Origin of the sequence: Thiobacillus sp., from assembly GCA_024235835.1 — a bacterium.
Lineage (GTDB): Bacteria > Pseudomonadota > Gammaproteobacteria > Burkholderiales > Thiobacillaceae > PFJX01.
The window spans coordinates 120,375-140,935 of record JACKLQ010000003.1 but is presented as its reverse complement, the minus strand read 5'-3'; the positions used below and the strand labels follow the sequence as shown (position 1 = coordinate 140,935).

The 20,561-nt window shown below is 64.3% G+C and carries 22 protein-coding genes and 1 pseudogene; 19 read left to right on the top strand and 4 right to left on the bottom strand.

From position 1 onward, the window contains the following. The first annotated feature begins 7 nt into the window (after positions 1-7). Both H6935_14635 and H6935_14630 read left to right on the top strand, forming a co-directional pair. Positions 8-1,351, top strand: a complete 1,344-nt coding sequence (locus H6935_14635) for a DEAD/DEAH box helicase (protein ID MCP5279571.1) — start codon at positions 8-10, stop codon at positions 1,349-1,351. After that, complete coding sequence (locus tag H6935_14630) at positions 1,348-1,674, top strand: DUF3301 domain-containing protein (protein ID MCP5279570.1); 327 nt, start codon at positions 1,348-1,350, stop codon at positions 1,672-1,674. The genes H6935_14635 and H6935_14630 overlap by 4 nt, the downstream gene beginning before the upstream one ends. A 22-nt stretch (positions 1,675-1,696) precedes the next feature. Here the strand turns inward: H6935_14630 and H6935_14625 are convergent, their stop codons facing one another. The 3 genes from H6935_14625 to mutS are packed head-to-tail and all read right to left on the bottom strand — an operon-like array spanning position 1,697 to position 5,035. Beyond that, positions 1,697-2,095, bottom strand: a complete 399-nt coding sequence (locus H6935_14625) for a hypothetical protein (GenBank protein MCP5279569.1) — start codon at positions 2,093-2,095, stop codon at positions 1,697-1,699. Positions 2,096-2,103: 8 nt separating this feature from the next. Next, positions 2,104-2,448, bottom strand: a complete 345-nt coding sequence (locus H6935_14620; GenBank protein ID MCP5279568.1) for an AF1514 family protein — start codon at positions 2,446-2,448, stop codon at positions 2,104-2,106. A gap of 43 nt (positions 2,449-2,491) precedes the next feature. After that, entirely contained in the window at positions 2,492-5,035 is a 2,544-nt protein-coding gene (gene mutS, locus H6935_14615) for a DNA mismatch repair protein MutS (GenBank protein MCP5279567.1), read from the bottom strand. 276 nt (positions 5,036-5,311) lie between these two features. Here mutS and H6935_14610 point away from each other — a divergent pair. The 4 genes and pseudogenes from H6935_14610 to nudB all read left to right on the top strand — a co-directional run bounded on the left by H6935_14610 (position 5,312) and on the right by nudB (position 8,545). Further along, positions 5,312-6,430: pseudogene (locus H6935_14610) on the top strand (Fic family protein). A 155-nt stretch (positions 6,431-6,585) separates the two neighbouring features. After that, positions 6,586-7,422, top strand: coding sequence for a type IV pili methyl-accepting chemotaxis transducer N-terminal domain-containing protein (locus H6935_14605; GenBank protein ID MCP5279566.1), 837 nt, complete (start codon positions 6,586-6,588; stop codon positions 7,420-7,422). Between the two features lie 53 nt (positions 7,423-7,475). Next, complete coding sequence (locus H6935_14600) at positions 7,476-8,054, top strand: hypothetical protein (GenBank protein ID MCP5279565.1); 579 nt, start codon at positions 7,476-7,478, stop codon at positions 8,052-8,054. Between the two features lie 56 nt (positions 8,055-8,110). After that, complete coding sequence (nudB, locus tag H6935_14595; GenBank protein ID MCP5279564.1) at positions 8,111-8,545, top strand: dihydroneopterin triphosphate diphosphatase; 435 nt, start codon at positions 8,111-8,113, stop codon at positions 8,543-8,545. 2 nt (positions 8,546-8,547) lie between these two features. On the opposite strand, the gene H6935_14590 is transcribed toward nudB, so the two are convergent. Then, positions 8,548-9,231: a ComF family protein gene (locus H6935_14590; GenBank protein ID MCP5279563.1), complete on the bottom strand. Its 684-nt coding sequence runs from the start codon at positions 9,229-9,231 to the stop codon at positions 8,548-8,550. Positions 9,232-9,336: 105 nt separating this feature from the next. Between H6935_14590 and H6935_14585 the strand changes: the two genes are divergently transcribed. The 13 genes from H6935_14585 (at position 9,337) to ccoG (ending at position 20,561) form a co-directional block, all read left to right on the top strand. Further along, the gene (locus H6935_14585) at positions 9,337-9,798 is read left to right on the top strand and encodes a hypothetical protein (GenBank protein ID MCP5279562.1); all 462 of its coding nucleotides are present in this window, start codon (positions 9,337-9,339) and stop codon (positions 9,796-9,798) included. After that, positions 9,795-10,790, top strand: coding sequence for a biotin synthase BioB (bioB, locus tag H6935_14580; GenBank protein MCP5279561.1), 996 nt, complete (start codon positions 9,795-9,797; stop codon positions 10,788-10,790). The genes H6935_14585 and bioB overlap by 4 nt, the downstream gene beginning before the upstream one ends. Before the next feature lie 95 nt (positions 10,791-10,885). After that, positions 10,886-12,049 (top strand): 8-amino-7-oxononanoate synthase, encoded by a 1,164-nt coding sequence (gene bioF / locus H6935_14575; GenBank protein MCP5279560.1) that lies wholly within the window; start codon positions 10,886-10,888, stop codon positions 12,047-12,049. Next, a complete protein-coding gene (bioH, locus tag H6935_14570; protein MCP5279559.1) occupies positions 12,046-12,792 on the top strand; it encodes a pimeloyl-ACP methyl ester esterase BioH in 747 nt (248 codons plus the stop codon). Before bioF ends, bioH begins: the two co-directional genes overlap by 4 nt. Next, complete coding sequence (bioC, locus tag H6935_14565; protein ID MCP5279558.1) at positions 12,785-13,681, top strand: malonyl-ACP O-methyltransferase BioC; 897 nt, start codon at positions 12,785-12,787, stop codon at positions 13,679-13,681. The genes bioH and bioC overlap by 8 nt, the downstream gene beginning before the upstream one ends. Positions 13,682-13,750: 69 nt before the next feature. Beyond that, complete coding sequence (bioD, locus tag H6935_14560; protein MCP5279557.1) at positions 13,751-14,443, top strand: dethiobiotin synthase; 693 nt, start codon at positions 13,751-13,753, stop codon at positions 14,441-14,443. 115 nt (positions 14,444-14,558) lie between these two features. Continuing rightward, a complete protein-coding gene (locus tag H6935_14555; GenBank protein ID MCP5279556.1) occupies positions 14,559-15,017 on the top strand; it encodes an Rrf2 family transcriptional regulator in 459 nt (152 codons plus the stop codon). Positions 15,018-15,020: 3 nt separating this feature from the next. Continuing rightward, a complete protein-coding gene (locus H6935_14550; protein ID MCP5279555.1) occupies positions 15,021-15,620 on the top strand; it encodes an SCO family protein in 600 nt (199 codons plus the stop codon). Between the two features lie 131 nt (positions 15,621-15,751). After that, on the top strand, positions 15,752-17,197 hold the full coding sequence (ccoN, locus tag H6935_14545) for a cytochrome-c oxidase, cbb3-type subunit I (GenBank protein MCP5279554.1): 1,446 nt from the start codon (positions 15,752-15,754) through the stop codon (positions 17,195-17,197). 20 nt (positions 17,198-17,217) lie between these two features. Next, on the top strand, positions 17,218-17,964 hold the full coding sequence (gene ccoO / locus H6935_14540; GenBank protein MCP5279553.1) for a cytochrome-c oxidase, cbb3-type subunit II: 747 nt from the start codon (positions 17,218-17,220) through the stop codon (positions 17,962-17,964). Then, positions 17,964-18,146, top strand: coding sequence for a cbb3-type cytochrome c oxidase subunit 3 (locus H6935_14535; GenBank protein MCP5279552.1), 183 nt, complete (start codon positions 17,964-17,966; stop codon positions 18,144-18,146). Before ccoO ends, H6935_14535 begins: the two co-directional genes overlap by 1 nt. Then, the gene (gene ccoP / locus H6935_14530) at positions 18,139-19,068 is read left to right on the top strand and encodes a cytochrome-c oxidase, cbb3-type subunit III (GenBank protein MCP5279551.1); all 930 of its coding nucleotides are present in this window, start codon (positions 18,139-18,141) and stop codon (positions 19,066-19,068) included. Before H6935_14535 ends, ccoP begins: the two co-directional genes overlap by 8 nt. A gap of 134 nt (positions 19,069-19,202) precedes the next feature. After that, a complete protein-coding gene (gene ccoG / locus H6935_14525; protein MCP5279550.1) occupies positions 19,203-20,561 on the top strand; it encodes a cytochrome c oxidase accessory protein CcoG in 1,359 nt (452 codons plus the stop codon).

The window sequence follows — 20,561 nt, the reverse complement described above, 5'->3', positions numbered from 1 at the left end:
TCAAGCAATGGAGATAGACGCGGACAACGCACCAGCCCTGGAAGTGGCCACCACTTTCGCCGATTTGGGTCTGGCCCCTCCCATCCTGAAGGCCCTGGACGAGATGGGCTACAAGATTCCCACGCCCATCCAGAAGCAGGCCATCCCGTTGGTGGTGGCCGGGCGGGACCTCATGGCTCAAGCCCAGACGGGCACCGGCAAGACTGCCGCTTTCGCCTTGCCCCTGCTGCAGAAGATGCTGCCCCACGCCAACAACAGCGCTTCCCCCGCCCGCCACCCGGTACGGGCCCTGGTGCTGGCCCCCACCCGGGAACTGGCCCTCCAGGTGCATGAATCCGTGGTGGCCTACAGCAAGCACCTGCCCCTGCGCGGCACCGTGGTGTTCGGCGGCGTGGACATGAAACCCCAGGAAGCTGCCCTGAAGGCTGGCCTGGAGGTCTTGGTGGCCACCCCCGGTCGCCTGCTGGACCATGCAGGCAGCAAGTCGGTGCAGCTTTCCCAGGTCCAGTTCCTGGTGCTGGACGAGGCGGACCGCATGCTCGACATGGGCTTCCTGCCGGACCTGAAGCGCATCCTGGACCTGCTGCCCAAGCAGCGCCAGACCCTGCTCTTCTCCGCCACCTTCGACGACAGCATCGTGGGCCTGGCCAAAAGCTTCCTGCAGAACCCCCTCAAGGTGGAGGTGGCGCGCAAGAACACCGCCGCCGAGACCGTGGAGCAGGTGGTGCACAAGGTGAAGGAGGACGACAAGCTGGAGGCCCTGGTGCGGGTGGTGAAGGCCCGGGAGATCAGCCAGGCCCTGGTGTTCACCCGCACCAAGATCGCCGCCGACAAGCTGGGCCGGCGCCTGCAGAAGCGGGGCGTGTCCACCGGCATCATCCACGGCGACAAGGCTCAGGTGGAGCGCCTGGCGGCCCTGGACGGCTTCAAGCAGGGCAAGGTGCAACTGCTGGTGGCCACGGACATCGCCGCCCGGGGCATCGACATCGTCGAGCTGCCCTGCGTGTTCAATTTCGAGCTGCCCTATTCCCCCGAGGACTACGTGCACCGCATCGGCCGTACCGGCCGGGCCGGTGCTTCCGGCCTGGCCGTGTCCCTGGTTGCGCCGGAGGAGGACAAGCTGCTGGCGGGCATCGAACGCTTCATCAAGCGGGACCTGAATGCCATCGCCCTGCCCGAGATCGCGCCGCCTCCCATGGCGAAGGCGCCCGTGATGGCTGCTGCATCAGCCTGTTCCCCGGCAAGCATGGGTCCCAAGGCCGTCGGCACTCCGTTCGGTCGGCGCCGCCAGGAACCCGTGTGTGCCCTGCTGCGCCCCCCTGTCCGTTCCGAGTTGCCGCCCCAGCCATGACCCTGGAACTGGGTCTGTTCGCCATGCTGGCCATATTGGCCTGGCACTGGTGGGATGGCCTGCAGAAAAGGGAATTGGCCCTGGTGGCCGCCCAGAGGGCTTGCGCCCAGGCCGGGGTCCAGTTTCTGGACGCCTCGGTTTCCCTTCGAAAGATGAGCCTGCGTCGCGACGAGAACCAGCGCGCCCGGTTCTATAGGGAGTTCGCCTTCGAGTATTCCGCTTCCGGCGATGACCGTCAGGTGGGACGGGTCTACATGCTGGGCGCCCGGGTATTGTCCGCAAGCCTGATCCAGGCGGGTGCCAACGTGTTCCCCTGGCGCTAGACATCCCCTTATCGGGTGGCTTTCAGCCGCACAGGCGGCACACCGTCATCAGCATCAGATCCTTGGCCGCCCCATCCACCCTGGGCAGCAGCCGCTTCAACAGGCGGACCCCGTCCACGTCCCCGGTGGCCAGCGCCAGAAGGCCCAGGAGCAGGGGCGATACGCCGGCCTTGGCAGCCTCGTCCAGCAAGGCCTGGGGCAGGGGGGCGATGGCGGTGTGTCCGGCCGGCAAGTGCACGCCGAAAGCACCTTGCCTCAATTCCAGCATCGCGCCGTCCTGCAGGTGCCATATTTCGCCTTCCTTTGTGGACTCGGGCGGTTTGGCCAGCAATTGGCCGAAGAAATCGGGTATCGCTGCCTCCATGCCGCCAGGCAGCCGGGAGAGTTGCCACACCAGTTCCTCGTAGGTGGTTCGGCTCATTCCAGGGTTTACTCCATATCCAGGGGCATGAAGAAGAACACGAAGCGCCCTGCGCCGATGTCCACCTTGAGGCGGGCACCGTGGTTCAGGCCATAGTCCACGTAGCCCGGCACGGCGCTGTCCTGGTGGCATTCGCTGCTGTGCTGGGGGGATTCGAAGTCCCGGTCACGGTCGTACCAGGAAATCAGCATGTGCTCGCCGATGGTTTGCTCGGCGGTTTCAGCGGCCAGCTTCATGGCGGCGCGGTAATCGTCCGGCATGGGGTCCGGTTGCAGGTCGATGACCTGGACATGGCTGTAATCCGGTGGCCGCCGGGGGATGCAGGCGGCGCCTGAGGTGTCGTTGTCGGACATGTCTCGCTCCTAATGCTCTATTTTGGATCTGTTCCAGCAGGGATCATGACGACGAATCAGCCATGTCCTTGAGTTCATAGAGGATTTCCAGGGCCTCCCGGGGGGACAGGCCATCCGGGCTGATGCCTGCAAGTCTGTCCTCCAGGGGCGAGGCCACGGGTACCGGGGCCGGCAGCGGGGCGAACAGGTCACCCTGGCCTGCCTGGCTCACCTGCATGTTCTCCAGCAGCACCAGCTTGCGCCGGGCGGCGGTGATGACGATGCCGGGTACGCCCGCCAGCCTGGCCACCTGCAGGCCGTAGCTCTGGGAGGCAGGGCCTTCCTCCACCGCGTGCAGGAAGGTGAGGCCAGAGGGGGTTTCCACCGCGTCCAGGTGCACGTTGGCCAGGGTGCGGAATTCCTGGGTGAGCTGGGTCAGCTCGAAATAATGGGTGGCGAACAGGGTGTAGGCCCGGGTCTTTTCCGCCATGTGGCGGGCCACGGCCCAGGCGATGCTGATGCCGTCGAAGGTGGAGGTGCCGCGGCCGATCTCGTCCATGAGGATGAGGCTGTGTTCCGTGGCGCCGTGGAGGATGCCGGCGGTCTCGGTCATCTCCACCATGAAGGTGGAACGGCCGCCGGCCAGGTCGTCGGAGGAGCCCACCCGGGTGAATATCTGGTCCACGGGGCCGATCACCGCCGACTCCGCCGGCACGCACAACCCGCAGCAGGCCAGCAGGACGATGTGGGCCACCTGGCGCATGTAGGTGGACTTGCCGCCCATGTTGGGGCCGGTGATGAGCAGCATGCGGCGGGTGGGGTTGAGGTCCAGGTCGTTGGGGATGAAGGCTTCCACCCGGGGTTCCACCACCGGATGGCGGCCCCGCTGGATACTGATCCCCCAGGTGTCGCTGAAGGCCGGGATGACGTGGCGCCGTTCCCGTGCCAGTTGGGCGTGGCCGGTGAGCAGGTCGGCTTCCGCCACCGCCCGGGCCACCCGCTGCAAGGCGTTCATGTGGCCGGCCAGGTCTTCCAGCAGGGCTTCATAGAGCAGCTTTTCCCGGGCCAGGGCCCGCTCGGCGGCAGACAGGTAGTCGTTCTCGAAGGCCTTCAGCTCCGGGGTGAGATAGCGTTCCACGTTCTTCAGGGTCTGGCGCCGGTGGTAGTCCGCCGGCACCTTGTCCGCCTGGGCCCGGCTCACTTCGATGAAGAAGCCGGATACCTTGTTGTATTCCACCCGCAGGTTGGCAATGCCCGTGCGTTCCCGCTCCCGCTGCTCCATTTGCATGAGGAATTCGCCGCAGCCGGATTGCAGCTGGCGCAACTGGTCCAGTTCGGCATCGAAGCCATCGGCGATGACGCCCCCTTCCCGCAGCACCAGGCCCGGTTCCGGCTTCAGGGCCCGGGTGAGGTGGTCCAGGGGGAGGGCGGGAAAAGCGAACCGGTCCGTCAGTGTGGTCAGGGCCGGGCCCGCCGGAGCCAGGGCGGCAGCCAGGGCCGGTAGCCGGGCAAGGCCGTCCCGCAGGCCTGCCAGATCCCGGGGGCGGGCGCTTTTCAGGGCAACCCGGGCGGCGATGCGTTCCAGGTCCGCCGTGCCCTTAAGCACTTCCCGGGTGGCGTCGCAGCAGGAGGGCGCGTCCATGAGGGCCGCCAGTACCCCCTGGCGGCGGGCCAGCCGGGCCCGGTCCCGCAGGGGGTGATGCAGCCAGTGGCGCAAGAGCCGGCTGCCCATGGCGGTGCGGCAGGCATCCAGCTCGGAAAACAGGGTGGGGGCCGCTTCCCCCCGCAGGGTTTCGGAGATTTCCAGGGTGCGGCGGGCGGCGGCGTCCAGCAGCACGTATTCGCTGTCCTGTTCCACCTGGCAGCCGGTCACATGGGGTAGGGCGGTGCGCTGGGTGTGACGGGCGTAGTCCAGCAGCAGCCCGGCGGCGGCCTGGAGCAGGGGGGAGTCCTCCAGGCCGAAGGCGGTCAGGTCCGCCGTGCCGAAGTGCTCGCACAGCAGGCGGTGGCCCCGCTCTCCGTCGAACTGCCAGTCCGCCCGGCGGGTGAGGGCGGCTTTCAGGGCGTCCAGGGCGAGGTCGGCAAACCCCTCCGGCAAGAGAATCTCGCTGGGGTTCAGACGCACCAGTTCGGCCCCCAGGCGGTCCGGGGCCACGGTCTTGGCGGCGAAACGGCCGCTGGTCAGGGTCAGCCAGGCCAGGCCCAGGATGGCCTTGCCCTCCAACCGCCCGGGGGCGATGGCCAGCATGAGGGGATCGGTCTTGTCCTCCAGCAGGGCCTCGTCGGTTACCGTGCCCGGGGTGACGATGCGCACCACCTGCCGCTCCACCGGCCCCTTGCTGGTCTTCGGGTCGCCGATCTGCTCGCAGATGGCCACGGACTCCCCCAGCCGGGCCAGACGGGCCAGGTATTGCTCCGCCGCGTGGAACGGCACCCCGGCCATGCGGATGGGCTGCCCCGCCGACGCCCCCCGGGTGGTGAGGGTGATGTCCAGCAACCGGGCCGCCTTCTCCGCGTCATCGTGGAACAGCTCGTAGAAATCCCCCATGCGGTAGAACACCAGCATGTCCGGGTGATCGGCCTTGATGCGCAGGTATTGCTGCATCATGGGGGTGTGCTGGGCGAGATCGGCGGTCACAGTGCAGTGTCTGGCGTGGGGAGAGGCATTTTACTGTGCCGGGAAGGATGGGCGGGTAGCAAAGTAAGGTGCTGGCTGGCCTCTCCACATGTCAGGAAGTTTCAGCGTTTTCATCTGTCATGTTGCCGTGGGCGATACAAGTTCAAAACGTGTCGCAGAGATCAAAATATATCGACGTGTTCCGTTGAGCTGTCGTTGCCGGCGACATAAGCGTCTTACCTGTCGACAAAAGCGAAATTCGTCATCATGACCGCAGCCGATAGGCCCTGGCATGCCGAAAAACCCAATAACGATCTGCCGGCTTTGCCGCCGGCTCGGGAGCTGGAAACCAAGACGGTGTTGAAGCGCTGCATCACGGCGCGCGCCCCCTTGGCGGAGCTCAAACAGGCGGCGGAGCTGATCCCCAACCAGGCGGTACTGATCAACCTCATCCCCCTTCTGGAAGCCAAGGACAGTTCCGAGATCGAGAACATTGTCACCACCACGGACAAACTGTTCCAGCATGCCCATGGCGATGGCCAGGCCGATGCCGCTACCAAGGAGGTACTGCGTTACCGCTCCGCCTTGCACCGGGGCTATCCGCACCTGGCCGAACGCCCGCTGTGCACGGCCACGGCCGTGGAAATCTGCCGGACCATCAAGGGCGTGGAGATGGATATCCGCCGCACGCCAGGTACGCAACTGGCCAACGACCGCACCGGTGAAATCATCTATACCCCGCCGTAAGGCGAATGACGGTTGCGCGACCTGCTCGCCAACTGGCAAGGCTTCCTGCACAAGGCGACCGATATCGATCCCTTGGTTCGCATGGCCGTTTGCCATTACCAGTTCGAAGCCATTCACCCTTTCACCGACGGCAACGGCCGCACCGGCCGGGTCATCAATATCCTTTATCTGATCCAGGAAGACCTGCTTACCCTGCCCATTCTGTACCTGAGCCGCCACCTCATCGCCCACAAGCCCGACTACTATCGACTGCTGCTGGGCGTGACCCGTGAAGAGGGCTGGGAGCCCTGGCTGCTCTACATGCTGGAAGCGGTGGAGGAGCCTCCCCGCTGGACCACCGCCAAGATCGCCGCCCTCCGCGCGCTGGCGGATCACACCACGACCTTCGTCCGGGAACGCGCCAGCAAGATCTGCAGCCGTGAACTGGTGGATGTCATCTTCGAGCAGCCCTATTGCCGCATCGCCAACCTGGTGGAAAAGGACATCGCCCAGCGCCAGGCCGCCTCCCGCTACCTGAAGCATCTGGTCGGCCTGGGCGTGCTCAGGGAAATCAAGGTAGGCAAGGAAAAGCTATTCATCCACCCCAAACTCATGCAGTTGCTGACCCGAGACAGCAACGAATTCCCCCTCTATGCCTGATGTGCTGGGAGAGGTGGGTGGACAAGGGCAGGAGGCTTTTCCTGAAACCCGTGAATTCGACCGGGGAGCAATATCTCCCAGCGTGCAACTGGTCCTGCACGTAGCAAATGGAGTATTTTTCGCGGCGGGCCTACCAGGACACGGAATAGATAAATATGCAGACCATCACACGCAGGCAGTGGCTTACTTGGGGGGCGGGGTTGTTGGCGGCGCTCGTCGTGCAGAGCAAGCCTGCCATCGCTGCCATAACCACCCTCAACGAGGCCATCAACAAGGCCGGCCGCATGCGCATGTTGTCACAGCGCATGGCCAAGGCCTACTGTCAGTTGGGGCTGAGTGTCCTGCCCAGCCAGTCGCAGCGCATTCTGGACGCGTCCATGAAGCTTTTCCAGGAACACCTGGCGGAACTCAAGGCCTATGCACCCTCCGCGGACATCCAGTCCACCTATGCCGAACTCGAGGGCATCTGGCGACGCTACCGCCAACTGCTGGCTGGTACGCCAGGCCTCGAAAACGCGCGGCTCATCGCCCAGGTCAACGAGGAAGTGCTGCGGGTGGCGCACTTGGGCACGACGCAGCTCGAATTGCTGTCCACATCCAGCCTGGGACGCCTGGTGAACATCGCCGGCCGGCAACGCATGTTGTCCCAGCGGCTGGCCAAGTTCTACATGTTCCGTCAGTGGCGTATCGGCAGTGCCGCCATGGACAGCGAGGCCCAGCTCGCCAAGCGGGAGTTCCTGAGCGCCATGGATGCCCTGGAGCGGGCGCCGGAGAACACTGAACAGATCAAACGCGAACTGGAAATGGCCCGCATGCAGTGGGTTTTCTTCGACCAGGCCCTGCGGCAGGAAGCGGCAGGGGCGGCCAGGCCCGAGTATGCCGCCAACGTGGCCACTACCAGCGAACGCATCCTCGAGGTGATGGACCGCGTAACCAACCTTTATGCCCGGCAGTCCTCGGTCCCGGATGCGCCTTCGCGGAAGCGCCGCTGACCTGTTGCCCTGTTGCCCAGATGGCACCCAAATCGGAAAGGAAGCCAGCCACCATGCACGACGACAGCCCGCCCATATTTCCTTCCTCCTCCGCCAGGCCGGACCTGGACTGGAGCCAGGTTCGGGAGACCATCCTCATGCTCAACCTGGCGGTGGCCCAGATCGAGTTGGCAATGAAGGATTCCAGCGGTTCGGTCGAGGTGCTGACCAACACCTTCACCAGCATGTACGGCAATCTCATGTCCCTGGTGGAAAAGGTGCACAGCCTGCCGGACTCTCCTGTGAAGCAGGACATGCTGGAGGATGGCGCCGGGGTGACGGGGCAGATGCAGCAGGCCATCGTGGCCTTCCAGTTCTACGACCGCTTGGGCCAGCGCCTGTCCCACGTTTGCAGAAGTCTGGAGGACCTGAACACCTTGGTGAGGGATCCCGCAAAGTTGTACAACCCCTTCGCCTGGCATGGCCTGCAGCAGAAGATTCGGGCCAAATACTCCATGGAGGATGAAAAGCTCATGTTCGACAAGCTGCTGGAGACAGGAGACGTGAAGGCCGCCCTGGAGCAGTACGTCCACTCCAAGCAGGAGCAAGCCGACAAGCTGAGCAGCGACGCTTCGGACGTGGAACTGTTCTGACCTTCTTTGCACGCGCAGGCGGCGAGGGTGAATTCCATGCGTCCCATGTACCTGTCATGTACAAGTTTCCTGTCTCCGTTCTGGTGGTAATCCATACCCGTGATCTGCGGGTGCTGTTGCTGGAGCGGGCCGACGCCCCTGGCTACTGGCAGTCGGTGACCGGCAGCCAGGAACCTGGCGAGTCCTGGGCTCAGACCGCCGTGCGGGAGGTGCGGGAGGAGACGGGCCTGGAGGCAGCGCGTCATGAACTGATGGACTGGCAGCGCCAGTACGAGTTCGAGATCTTCGAGCGCTGGCGTCATCGCTATGCCCCAGGGGTGACCCACAACACGGAGCACGTGTTTGGTCTGGTGGTGCCGGAGCCTCTTGAGATCCGGCTCTCGCCCCGTGAGCACCTGGACTACTGCTGGTTGCCCTGGCAGGAGGCGGCGGACAAGTGCTTTTCCTGGACCAATGCCGACGCCATCCGACGCCTGCCAGAGAGGCTCTGACGCTACAGGGTCCGGGCCACCACCCAGGCGGTGACGCTGGCGGCACCAGCCTTCTTCACCGATCCGGCCAGTTCATTCAGGCTGGTGCCGCTGGTCATGACATCGTCCACCAGGGCCACGCGCTTGCCAGTCAGGTCCCCGTCGCACAGGAAGGCGCCTCGCAAGTTGCGCCGCCGCGCCTTCAGGTCCAGACCTGCCTGGGATGGCGTGTCACGCACCCTTCGGCAAAATTGGGGAAGCCAGGGTATCCGAACCTGCCTTGACAGGCGGCGGGCGATCTCCGCGGCCTGGTTGAATCCCCTTTCCCCCAGCCGGTCCGGATGCAGGGGCATGGGGATGATCACGTCGGCCCTGTCCCGCTTTGCGACTTGCGCGGCCATTTCCCGGGCAAAGAATGCCGTCACCTCCAGCGCTCCCTGGTACTTGCAATGCTTGACGAGGGCATCCAGGGGGAAGTCGTAGGCATACACGGCCTCGGTATGGTCGAAGTCGGGGGCATGGCGCAGGCAGTTGCCGCATACGGCGCCGCCGTGGGAAGGCAGGGCGCATTGGGGGCAGCGGCCCTCGGGCAGTCGGGGCAGATCGTCGCGGCAGCCCGGGCAGAGGTGGTCGCCCTGTACCGTGGCGCCGCAAAGCAGGCAGGGTTGGGAAAGACGGGACTGAACAAATAATAGACAGTCGTTCAATAACTGAATCGCGCGATTTGACAAGTGCCACTCCCCCACGCACCATGCGGTGCCTTTTGTATTTATCCGGTCGTTTGCCCGGATTTTGCCGGAGATTCGCCCGTCGTGTCCGACAAGCACCTGATCCCTGCGGCTTCCAGCCTGCGCAGTGCCCGCCTGTTCAACCTGCTGGCAGTGGGCACCACCCTGCTGGCTGTAGGCCTGTTCACCCTGGGCCTGTTCGTGGCCGACAAGAAGATGGCCTTCCTGCCGCTGGCCATGTCCATGCCGCCCTTGGCGATCTGGCTGGCCGCCTCCATCTTCGTCTATGCCTCCATTGCCCACCATCCCCATCACCTGGTGCGGCATTTCAACAAGTGGGCGGGGTATCGCTATTACGGCGTGGTGGGCACGGTGCCCATCGTTCCGCTCTTCGGTGATTACATTCCCGGCGGCTGGGCCGCCATGGCGATCGTGCTGGTGCTGGTCCTGGTGCCCTGGGCCCTTTATGACGTCTGGCGGGCGGGCAGGGAAGATTGGCAGGACCTGGAAGTGGAGGATGTGAAGAAAGTGGGAGCCCACGCATGACTGACCTGTCCAACCCCCTTAGCAAGAAAACCTGGACCCTGGCGGAGGTGGAGGCCCTTTTCGCCCTGCCCCTGAATGACCTGTTGTTCCAGGCACAAACGGTGCACCGCCAGCACTTCGACCCCAATGCCGTGCAGCTTTCCACCCTGCTGTCCATCAAGACCGGGGGCTGTTCCGAGGACTGCGGCTATTGTTCCCAGTCCGCCCGCCACGACACCGGCGTGGAACGGGAGAAACTGATGGATGTGGGCCAGGTAGTGGATGCCGCCCGGGCGGCCAGGCAGGCGGGGGCCACCCGTTTCTGCATGGGCGCCGCCTGGCGCGGGCCCAAGGACCAGGACCTGGGCCCGGTGGAAGACATGGTGCGGGAGGTGAAGGCCCTGGGCCTGGAGACCTGCGTCACCCTGGGCATGTTGAAACCTGGCCAGGCGGAGCGCCTGAAGGCGGCAGGCCTGGACTACTACAACCACAACCTGGACACCGCCAGCGAGTTCTACGGCCAGGTCATCACCACCCACACCCACGATGACCGCATGAACACCCTGGCCCGGGTGCGGGAGGCGGGCATCCACGTCTGCTGCGGCGGCATCATCGGCATGGGGGAGTCCCGCCGGGTACGCGCGGGCCTGGTGATGGAGCTGGCCAACCTCAACCCCCAGCCTGAATCCGTGCCCATCAACATGCTGGTGAAGGTGCCCGGCACGCCTTTGTGCGACGAAGGCAGGACTGCGGAACTGGACCCCCTGGAATTCGTGCGCACCATCGCCGTGGCCCGCATCACCATGCCCGCCTCCCACGTACGCCTGTCCGCCGGCCGCCAGGAACTGGGGGACCTGGGCCAGGCCCTGTGCTTCCAGGCCGGAGCCAATTCCATCTTCTACGGCGACAAGCTGCTCACCACGGGCAACCCGGACGTGAGCGCCGACGAGGCCCTGTTCGTCAGGCTGGGCCTGAAGACGGAGCCGGTCCAGGGGCGGCGCTGCGCCCATTGAGAAGAGGGTCATGCCGGCGAAGGCCGGCATCCAGGGCTCCTGGAACCCGGCGTGTGCCGGGGTGACTAATACAACAGCGGTTACTTAGCCGACCCATGCTGCCGGAACAACTTCCCTCCGCCCTGGTCGACCTGGATGCCCAGGGTTTGCGTCGGCGCCGTCGGGTGCTGGATACGCCCCAGGGGGTCCGGGTGCAGGTGGATGGCCGGGACTACCTGTCCTTCTCCAGCAACGACTATCTGGGCCTGGCCAATCACCCGGCCATCGGGGCGGCCGTGCGCGAGGCCGTCGAATCCGCCGGGGTGGGGGCGGGTGCCGCCCACCTGCTCACGGGGCACCATCGCCTGCACCATGAACTGGAAACGGAGCTGGCCGACTTCGTGGGGTTGCCCGGGGCCCTGCTGTTTTCCACCGGCTACATGGCCAGCCTGGGGGTGGTGCCCGCGCTGCTGGACCGCCACGGCGAGGTGTTCGAGGACCGGCTCAACCATGCTTCCCTGGTGGACGCCGCGGTGCTTTCCCGGGCCAAGCTCACGCGCCACCCCCACCTGGATTTGGGTACCCTGGATCGGCAGCTTGCCTCCAGCACGGCCAGGGTGAAACTCATCGCCAGCGATACGGTGTTCAGCATGGACGGCGACCTGGCGCCCGTGCCCGAGTTGCTGGCCCTGGCGGAGCGCCACGACGCCTGGCTCTACCTGGACGATGCCCACGGCTTCGGTGTGCTGGGCAAGGACGGACAGGGTGTGCTGTCGCACCCTTACCCCTCTTCTGTTCCCCCTTCACGCTTGATCTACCTGGCCACCCTGGGCAAGGCTGCCGGCGTGGCGGGGGCTTTCGTGGCAGGCAGCGCCGACCTCATCGAATGGCTGGTGAACCGGGCCCGCACCTACATCTACACTACTGCCCAGCCGCCCCTGCTGGCGGCAGGCGTTTCCGCCAGCCTGAAACTCATTGCCGGCGAGACCTGGCGGCGGGAACGTCTGGGGCGGCTCATCTCCCGCCTCAAGGCTGGCGTGTCTGGGTTGCCCTGGCCGCTCATGGCCTCGGAGACCCCCATCCAGCCCCTGGTGGTGGGTGGCAATGCCGAGGCCTTGCGGTTGGCGGAAGGGCTTAGGGAACGGGGCATCCTCATCCCCGCCATACGCCCCCCCACCGTGCCCCAGGGCACGGCCCGCCTACGTATCTCCCTGTCCGCCACCCATGAATTGGCCGACGTGGACACCTTGGTTGCCGCCCTCCGGGAATTGGCCCCATGACCCATTCCCTATCCTCCATCCCCCATCCTTTGGTTTACCTTCACGGCTGGGGCCTCCATGGCGGCATCTGGGCCGAGGCCCAGGCCGTCTTGCCGGGGCGGGCGCCTGATCTCCCGGGATATGGCGTAATGCCCCCGGTATCTCCTTATTCCGCCGAGTCCCTGGCGGACGCCGTGGCATCTGGCTTGGAAGCCCCCGTCAATCTGGTGGGCTGGTCCCTGGGGGGCATGGTGGCCCTGGCCCTGGCAGTCCGGCATCCGGGCAAGGTGGCGAAACTGGTACTGGTGGGCACCAGTCCCGCCTTCCTGAACCGGCCCGGCTGGACGTTGGGCCTGGCGCCTGAAGTGCTGGACAGTTTCGCCGCTGATCTGGCGCAGGACTACCGTGCCACGCTGTTGCGCTTCCTGGCTCTCCAGGCACGGGGTGGGGACGGGGCACGGAACGTGGTGGCCCGCCTGCGGGAGACCGTGTTTGCCCGGGGGGAACCCCTGCCTGTTGTGCTGGAGGCCGGGCTTGAACTGTTGCGCACGGTGGACTTGCGCGCCGTGGCCAGGGATGTGAGCTGTCCCACCCTGGTGGTCCATGGCGCCCATGACAACCTGTGTCCGGTGGATGCGGGTCGGTGGCTGGCGGAGCACCTCCCCCAGGCCAGGCTGGCCCGACATGAAGGCGCTTCCCATGCCCCCTTCATTTCCCATCCGGACTGGTTCGCCAAGGCCGTGGCGGAGTTTTTGCATGGCTGAGGGAAGCAAGCAATCCGTGCGGCGTGCCTTCGAAAGGGCCGCCGCCACCTATGACCGTTCCGCCTTCCTGCAGCAGGAGGTGGCCCGCCGCCTGGCTGAGCACCTGGAGGAGATCAAGATCCGGCCATCCCTCATCCTGGATGCCGGCTGCGGCACGGGCTTCGGCGTGCCCCTCCTGCGGGCCCGGTATCCCGAGGCTGGAATTCTGGCCGCGGACCTGGCCCACGGCATGGCCGACCAGGCACGGCGGCACCATGGCAGGCCCAGTGGCTGGCGCAAATTGCTTGCGCCCCTCACCGCTTCCCGCTCTGCCCTCACCCCCCTATGCGCCGACCTTGAACAGTTGCCCTTGCGGCGGGACAGCCTGGACATGGTGTGGTCCAGCCTGACCCTGCAGTGGGTGGACCTGCCCCGGGCCTTCGCGGAAGTGAACCGGGTGCTGAAGCCGGGCGGGCTGTTCCTCTTCGCCACCCTGGGACCGGACACCCTCCAGGAATTGCGGGCCTCCAGCGCGGGCCTGGACCGTCACGCCCACGTGAATCGCTTCACCGATATGCATGACGTGGGGGACGCCCTGATGCAGGCGGGTTTCGCCAACCCGGTCATGGAGATGGAACGCATAACCCTGACCTACGCTGATCTGCGTGGGGTGCTGGGGGACATCAAGGGTATCGGCGGCCAGACAGTGCTGGAAGGCCGGCGCGGCGGTCTCATGGGCAAGGCGGCCTGGGCAGCCCTGACGAGGAATTACGAGGCCTTCCGCCGCGACGGCAGTCTGCCCGCCACTTACGAGGTGGTGTATGGCCATGCCTGGGCCGGGCGACAGGACAAATTGGCTGATGGACGGCGGGTGATTGAATTCCACAAGCGATGGAGAGGTGGGGAGTAGGAAGTGGGAAAACCGCTACACTGTGCCATCCCCCATCCCCCATCCCCCATCCCCCATCCCCCATCCCCCATGAATGGTTTTTTCATCACCGGCACCGACACGGGGGTGGGCAAGACCCGGGTGGCGGCTGCCTTGCTGAGGGCCTATGGTCGCCTGGGCTACCGCTGCGTGGGCATGAAGCCCGTGGCGGCGGGAACCGAGTGGCAGAATGGTGCCTGGGTGAACGAGGACGTGCTGCAGCTGCAGGCGGCGTCCAACGTGGAAGGGCCCCTGGCCCAGGTCAACCCCTATCTCTTCCGCGAGGCCATCGCTCCCCACATCGCCGCCGACCACAAGGGCGTGATCATCCAGCTGCCCCGCATCCGTGTCGCCTATGAGGCGCTGACCGGCCTGGCGGACGTGGTGGTGGTGGAAGGAGCGGGGGGCTTCCTGGTGCCCTTGTCCCGAAATGGGGACATGGCGGACCTGGCCGTTGTCCTGAACCTCCCGGTGATCATGGTGGTGGGCATGCGACTGGGGTGCCTGAACCATGCCCTGCTGACACGAGAGGCCATTGCCGCCCGGGGCCTGAACCTGGCGGGCTGGGTGGCCAACCGCATAGACCCTGCCATGCAGGCCCATGATGAAAACCTGGCGACCCTGGCCCAGCGGCTGGCCGCACCCTTGCTGGCGGAATTGCCCTATCAGCCAGGGCGGGACATGGGGTTGGCGGCGGACCTGTTCGCGCCCAAGCGCCTGGAAGCTTTGTTGAGCCAGGGCTGAAACCAAGACCCTTTTGTGGGCATGGTATCAATACCTGCCTGTCTCAAAATCCCTATATGCAGGAAAATCCCTCCCGCTATAATTCAGGACAAAAAAATCCCTAAGGAGTGAGTTTATGGTCCTCTCCCGCACCAGCCAGTACGCGGTCCAGGCCCTGATCTACATCGCGACCCAGCCCGCCGGGGAACCGGTGCTGAACAGGGATATCGCCGAGCGCCTGAACGTTCCGGCCGCCTATCTGGCAAAGATCCTGCAGAACCTTTGCAAGCATGGTCTGCTGGATTCGTTTCGGGGTCGCCTTGGCGGGTTCTGCCTGCGCGAGGGCATGCACCGTACTTCCCTGATGCAGGTGCTGCTTCTGACAGAAGGGCCGGACTTCACCAAAAGTTGCATCCTGGGCCTGAAGGATTGCTCCGACGCCACCGCCTGCCCCATGCACTTCAAGTGGTTGCCGGTGAAGAAGAAGATACTGGCCCTGTTGAACGAGATGAATCTGGAAGAACTTGCCAAGGCCGTTCTGACTGGCAAATACAGGCTGGCCGATCTTCCCGCCGCAGCCATGCCCGCGACCTGACCCATGGACGGGCGCCGCGCTTGCATTGGTCTGGTCCTGTCCGCTCTGCTCATGGTGGGCTGCGGTGGCCAGGTAGAACCTCCCCGCTTCAAGGGTACTGACATCACAAGCGCGGAATTCGGCCGTAGCCTGAGCCTGACGGACCACAACGGCCGCCGGGTGACCCTGGAAACCTTCCGCGGCAAGCTGGTGGTGCTGTTCTTCGGCTACACCCATTGCCCGGATGTGTGTCCCACCACCTTGTCCGACATGGCCCAGGCCTTCCAGCTTATGGGGCCGGATGCGGCGGACAAGGTCCAGGTGCTGTTCGCATCGGTGGACCCTGAACGGGATGCGCCGGAGATACTCAAGGCCTACGTGCCCTATTTCCATGAGTCGTTCCTGGGCCTCTACGGCACACCGGAGGAGGTGGCCACGGCGGCCAACGAGTTCAAGGTCATGTACCGCAAGCACGTGGAACCGGGGGCCACTGGCTATCTGGTGGACCATTCCGCCGGAAGCTACGTTCTTGATGGCCAGGGACGCCTCCGCCTGTACCTGCCATTTGCCCATCCCCCCCAGGATATTGCCCAGGACTTGAACACCCTTTTGCACTCAGGGTGAACTTGCCCGCGGCCCGGTTGGGGAACTATACTCCCGAAGCTTTTTTATTCGGTTTTCCGGCATCCGGTATCCGGCATCTTTGAGGTGCCCTGAATTGAATGATCAGGGCGGGCGGTAATCTAGGAGGCGTTATGTCTGCAAGCGGTGCGGCTGCCAACGAGCAGTACGACTACGACATCATCAAGAAGTTTTCCGTCATGGCCATCGTGTGGGCCGTGGTGGGCATGTTCGTGGGGGTGTACATCGCCTCCGAGCTGGCATGGCCCTTTCTAAACTTCGACAGCCCGTACTTCTCCTTCGGCCGCTTCCGTCCCGTGCACACCGGCGCGGTGATCTTCGGCTTCGGCGGTTCCGCCCTGTTCGCCACTTCCTACTACGTGGTGCAGCGCACCTGCCAGACCCGCCTGTTCGCCCCCGGCCTGGCCACCTTCACCTTCTGGGGCTGGCAGGCCATCATCGTCCTCGCCGCTGCCTCCTACGTGCTTGGCTACAGCCAGGGTCGCGAATACGCCGAGATGGAATGGCCCATCGACCTGCTTATCGAGGTGGTCTGGGTGGCCTACCTGGCCGTCTACGTCGGCACCCTGATGCAGCGCAAGCAGCCCCACATCTACGTGGCCAACTGGTTCTACCTGTCCTTCATCCTGGTGACCGCCCTGCTGCACACCTTCAACAATATCGCCGTGCCCGTGGATCTGTTCACGATGAAGTCCTACAGCCTGTTCTCCGGCGCCCAGGACGCCATGACCCAGTGGTGGTACGGCCACAACGCCGTGGGCTTCTTCCTCACCGCGGCTTTCCTGGGCATGATGTATTACTTCGTGCCCAAGCACGCCGGCCGTCCCGTCTATTCCTATCGCCTGTCCATCGTCCACTTCTGGGCCCTGTCCTTCATGTACATGTGGGTGGGCACCCACCACCTGCACTGGACCGCGCTGCCCGATTGGGCTTCTACCCTGGGCGCCACCTTCTCCATCATGCTGCTGCTGCCGTCCTGGGGCGGCATGATCAACGGCATCATGACCCTCTCCGGCGCCTGGGATAAGTTGCGCACCGACCCCATCATGCGCTTCATGATCGTGGCACTGTCCTTCTACGGCATGTCCACCTTCGAAGGTCCCCTCATGTCCCTGAAGGACGTGAACGCCCTGTCCCATTACACCGACTGGACCGTAGGCCACGTGCACTCCGGCGCCCTGGGCTGGGTGGCCATGATCGCCTTCGGCTCCCTGTACCACATGATCCCCCGCCTGTGGAAAACCGAGATGTACAGCGTCAAGCTGATCAATGCCCACTTCTGGCTGGCCACCATCGGCGTCCTGCTGTACATCACGGCCATGTGGATCTCCGGCATCTCCCAGGGCCTGATGTGGCGTGCATTCGATGACTTCGGCAACCTGCAGTACTCCTTCGTGGAGTCGGTTTCCGCCATGCATCCCTTCTACGCCATGCGCGCCATCGGCGGCATGTTCTATCTCACCGGCATGTGCCTGATGGCCTACAACGTCTTCATGACCATCCGCCAGGGTGTGGCCGCCGAGGCTGCTGGAACCCGTGCCGCCACCGTCGCCGCCTGATGCAAGCCCGAGGTTAGAAAATGTTCAAGAACTTCAAGCATGAAAAAATCGAGACCAACGCCGGCTGGTTGCTGGTGCTGACCATGCTCGCCGTCAGCGTGGGCGGCCTGGTGGAGATCGCCCCCCTGTTTTTCATCAAGGACACCATGGAGGATGTGCCGGGCGTGCGTCCCTACACTCCCCTGGAGTCCCGCGGTCGTGACATCTACATCCGCGAGGGTTGTTACACCTGCCATTCCCAGATGATCCGACCCTTCCGGGACGAGCAACTGCGCTATGGCCATTACTCCCTGGCCGCCGAGTCCAAGTATGACCACCCCTTCCAGTGGGGCTCCAAGCGTACCGGCCCCGATCTGGCCCGGGTGGGGGGCAAGTACTCCAACGAGTGGCATGTGCAGCACCTGATCAAGCCCACCTCCGTGGTGCCCGAGTCGGTCATGCCCAACTACCCCTGGCTAATGACCACCCAGCTGGACGCCTCCGACGTGGCTGCCCGTCTTCGGGCCCAGCGCACCACCGGCGTGCCCTATTCCGCCAACCAGGAGGAGTACCAGCGCAACGTGGAAAAGTTCGGCGAGCAGGTGGCCAAGACCCTGCATATTCCGGATGCCCAGAAGAACCTGGTGGCCCAGGCCCAGGAAGGAAACTTTGACGGCGACCGATCCAGCGTCTCCGAGATGGATGCCCTGGTGGCCTATCTACAGGTGCTGGGCACCATGGTGGACTTCAGCAAGATCAAACCTGAAGACCTGGTGAAGTATCGCTGATGGAGTGGTTTGCCGATCCGGCCAATACCAAGCCCCTGGGGCTCTTGATCTTTTTCGTGACCTTCTGCCTCATCGTGCTCTGGGTCTACGGCAGCAAGAAGCGAGGCAATCGGCTGGAAGAGCACAAGCACATCCCCTTTCTAGATGACGACGACGAAGTGAAGGACAAGTCCAATGGCTGACAATACCCATAGCCAAGCCTCTACCTCAGGTGTGCAGACCACCGGCCACGTTTGGGACGGCGACCTTCAGGAATACAACAACCCCTTGCCCCTGTGGTGGATCTGGGGCCTTTACGTGACCATGGTCTTCGCCCTGGTCTACTGGGTGATCTATCCCTCCTGGCCCGTGGGCAAGAGCTTCCTGCCTGGAATGAACAAGGTGACCTACGTCAACGCCGAGGGCCAGGAAGAGTCTTGGCACTGGAACACACGTGCCAAGCTCTTGAAGGAGATGCAGGAGGGCTATGCCGCCCAGAAGCCCTACTACGACAAGCTCATGTCCATGTCCTATGGCGATATCACCAAGGACCCGGAGCTGTCCAGCTTCGTGATCTCCGCCGGCAAGACCGCCTTCGCCGATAACTGCGCGGGCTGCCACCAGAGCGGCGGCGGCGGCAAGGTGGGCTTCTTCCCCAACCTGTCCGATGATGACTGGCTGTATGGCGGCACCTTCGACAAGGTCCACGAGACCATCAGCAATGGTCGCCGTGGCTACATGCCTCCTTTCGCCGAGGCCCTGAACGCTGAGCAGATCGATGCCCTGGCCAACTACGTGCTGTCCCTGTCCGGCAACCAGGCCGATGCCGCCAAGGCCGCCACGGGGGAGAGGTTGTTCCACTCCCATGCCGCCGCCTGCTTCTATTGCCATGGCGACAACGCCAAGGGTCGTCAGGATATCGGCTCCGCCAACCTGACCGACAAGGTCTGGCTCTGGGCCGACGTGCCCGGTGCGTCGGATGATGCCGCCAGGCTGGCCGCGGTCAGGCGTGTGATCTCTGCCGGTTTGAACAAGGGCGTGATGCCTGCCTGGGAAGGGCGCCTCAAGCCGGAACAAATCAAGTTGCTCACCGTCTATGTCCACGAGTTGGGCGGCGGCAAGTAACCTGACCAGGTTTTACTAGCGCCAGTCCGCGAAAACCCCGGCCTGCCGGGGTTTTTCTTTTCGATATCGCAGCAGGTCCAAGCGTGGAAACAAAAGAGCTTTACTTCAAACGCATCCCCGTGGTGCCCCGTTCCATCCGGGGGGGGTTTCGCCGCTTCAAGACCGCTGTGCTGTGGCTTGGCTTCGCCGTGTATTTCCTGCTGCCCTGGCTGCCCTGGAATCGCGCCGATGCACCATCCCAGGCTGTCATGTTTGACATCCCGGGCCGTCGCTACCTGATATTCGACCTGACGGTCTATCCCCAGGACATATTCTGGCTGGCCCTGCTGCTGTTCATCGCGGCGGTGTTCCTCTTCTTCATGACGACACTGGTGGGCCGCGCCTTCTGCGGCTACTTCTGCTTCCAGACCCTGTGGACCGACGCCTTCATCTGGCTTGAGAAGCTGTTTCAAGGGGAGCGTCCCGCCCGCATGCGATTGTTTCGGGAGCCCTGGAGCAGCCGCGAGAAGTTGCTCAAGGTGGGGGGCACCCGTCTGGCCTGGGGCCTGTTTTCCTTCTGGACCGCCCTGACCTTCGTGCTCTATTTCGGCCATGCCCCCACGCTGCTGGCCGACATGGCCACAGGCCAGGCACCGGCAGCGGCCTACATCACCACCCTGGTGCTGACAATCACCACCTATCTGGCGGCGGGCATGCTGCGTGAACACGTCTGCACCTTCATCTGCCCCTATGGCCGCTTCCAGAGCGCCATGTATGACCCGGAAACCCTGACGGTCCATTACGACCATAAGCGGGGCGAAGGCAAGGCGGGCCGCAAGGCCGCCCGCACCGGGCTGCGCACCCGGGAGGAGAGGGTGGCATCGGGCCATGGCGACTGCGTGGACTGTGGCCTGTGCGTCCAGGTCTGCCCCGTGGGCATCGATATCCGCAATGGCCTGCAGTACACCTGCATTTCATGTGGCCTGTGCGTGGACGCCTGCGACACCATCATGGACAAGATGGGTTGGCCCCATGGCCTGGTTCGCTATGACTCCGAGACCAACCTGGCCAAGCCCCAGCCGGGACCTGTGAAGCTGCACTGGAAGAGCCTGAAGGTCATCGGCTATGGCGTAACCCTGGTGCTCATGCTGGCCTATCTGGTCTATGACATGGGCCATCGCTCCAGTTTCGAGCACAGCATCCAGCAGATACGGCAGCCCCTGTTCGTGACCCTGTCTGACGGCACCATCCGCAATCGTTACCAGATCCGTCTCACCAACATTTCTGGTGCGGAGGAAACCTTCGCCATCAGCGCCCGGGGCCTCCCCGCAGGTGCCCTGGACCTGGGCAACTTCCAGAGCGTGAAGATCAAGAACGGTAAAAGCGTCATCATCCAGGCCAGCGTCAGCCTGCCTCCCCAGGTGGCCCGCAATACCACGGACTTCGAGTTCGTCATCCGCGCAGGCCAGGCAGGCGAGGTGGTGGATCCGGCCCGGTTCTTCACCCAACACTGA

Bases quoted from the DNA above. Each gene is read 5' to 3' on its own strand.
- H6935_14635 (MCP5279571.1), top strand. From the start codon at position 8: ATGGAGATAGACGCGGACAACGCACCAGCCCTGGAAGTGGCCACCACT.
- H6935_14630 (MCP5279570.1), top strand. From the start codon at position 1,348: ATGACCCTGGAACTGGGTCTGTTCGCCATGCTGGCCATATTGGCCTGG.
- H6935_14625 (MCP5279569.1), bottom strand. From the start codon at position 2,095: ATGAGCCGAACCACCTACGAGGAACTGGTGTGGCAACTCTCCCGGCTG.
- H6935_14620 (MCP5279568.1), bottom strand. From the start codon at position 2,448: ATGTCCGACAACGACACCTCAGGCGCCGCCTGCATCCCCCGGCGGCCA.
- mutS (MCP5279567.1), bottom strand. From the start codon at position 5,035: ATGATGCAGCAATACCTGCGCATCAAGGCCGATCACCCGGACATGCTG.
- H6935_14605 (MCP5279566.1), top strand. From the start codon at position 6,586: ATGCAGACCATCACACGCAGGCAGTGGCTTACTTGGGGGGCGGGGTTG.
- H6935_14600 (MCP5279565.1), top strand. From the start codon at position 7,476: ATGCACGACGACAGCCCGCCCATATTTCCTTCCTCCTCCGCCAGGCCG.
- nudB (MCP5279564.1), top strand. From the start codon at position 8,111: ATGTACAAGTTTCCTGTCTCCGTTCTGGTGGTAATCCATACCCGTGAT.
- bioB (MCP5279561.1), top strand. From the start codon at position 9,795: ATGACTGACCTGTCCAACCCCCTTAGCAAGAAAACCTGGACCCTGGCG.
- bioF (MCP5279560.1), top strand. From the start codon at position 10,886: ATGCTGCCGGAACAACTTCCCTCCGCCCTGGTCGACCTGGATGCCCAG.
- bioH (MCP5279559.1), top strand. From the start codon at position 12,046: ATGACCCATTCCCTATCCTCCATCCCCCATCCTTTGGTTTACCTTCAC.
- bioC (MCP5279558.1), top strand. From the start codon at position 12,785: ATGGCTGAGGGAAGCAAGCAATCCGTGCGGCGTGCCTTCGAAAGGGCC.
- bioD (MCP5279557.1), top strand. From the start codon at position 13,751: ATGAATGGTTTTTTCATCACCGGCACCGACACGGGGGTGGGCAAGACC.
- H6935_14555 (MCP5279556.1), top strand. From the start codon at position 14,559: ATGGTCCTCTCCCGCACCAGCCAGTACGCGGTCCAGGCCCTGATCTAC.
- H6935_14550 (MCP5279555.1), top strand. From the start codon at position 15,021: ATGGACGGGCGCCGCGCTTGCATTGGTCTGGTCCTGTCCGCTCTGCTC.
- ccoN (MCP5279554.1), top strand. From the start codon at position 15,752: ATGTCTGCAAGCGGTGCGGCTGCCAACGAGCAGTACGACTACGACATC.
- ccoO (MCP5279553.1), top strand. From the start codon at position 17,218: ATGTTCAAGAACTTCAAGCATGAAAAAATCGAGACCAACGCCGGCTGG.
- H6935_14535 (MCP5279552.1), top strand. From the start codon at position 17,964: ATGGAGTGGTTTGCCGATCCGGCCAATACCAAGCCCCTGGGGCTCTTG.
- ccoP (MCP5279551.1), top strand. From the start codon at position 18,139: ATGGCTGACAATACCCATAGCCAAGCCTCTACCTCAGGTGTGCAGACC.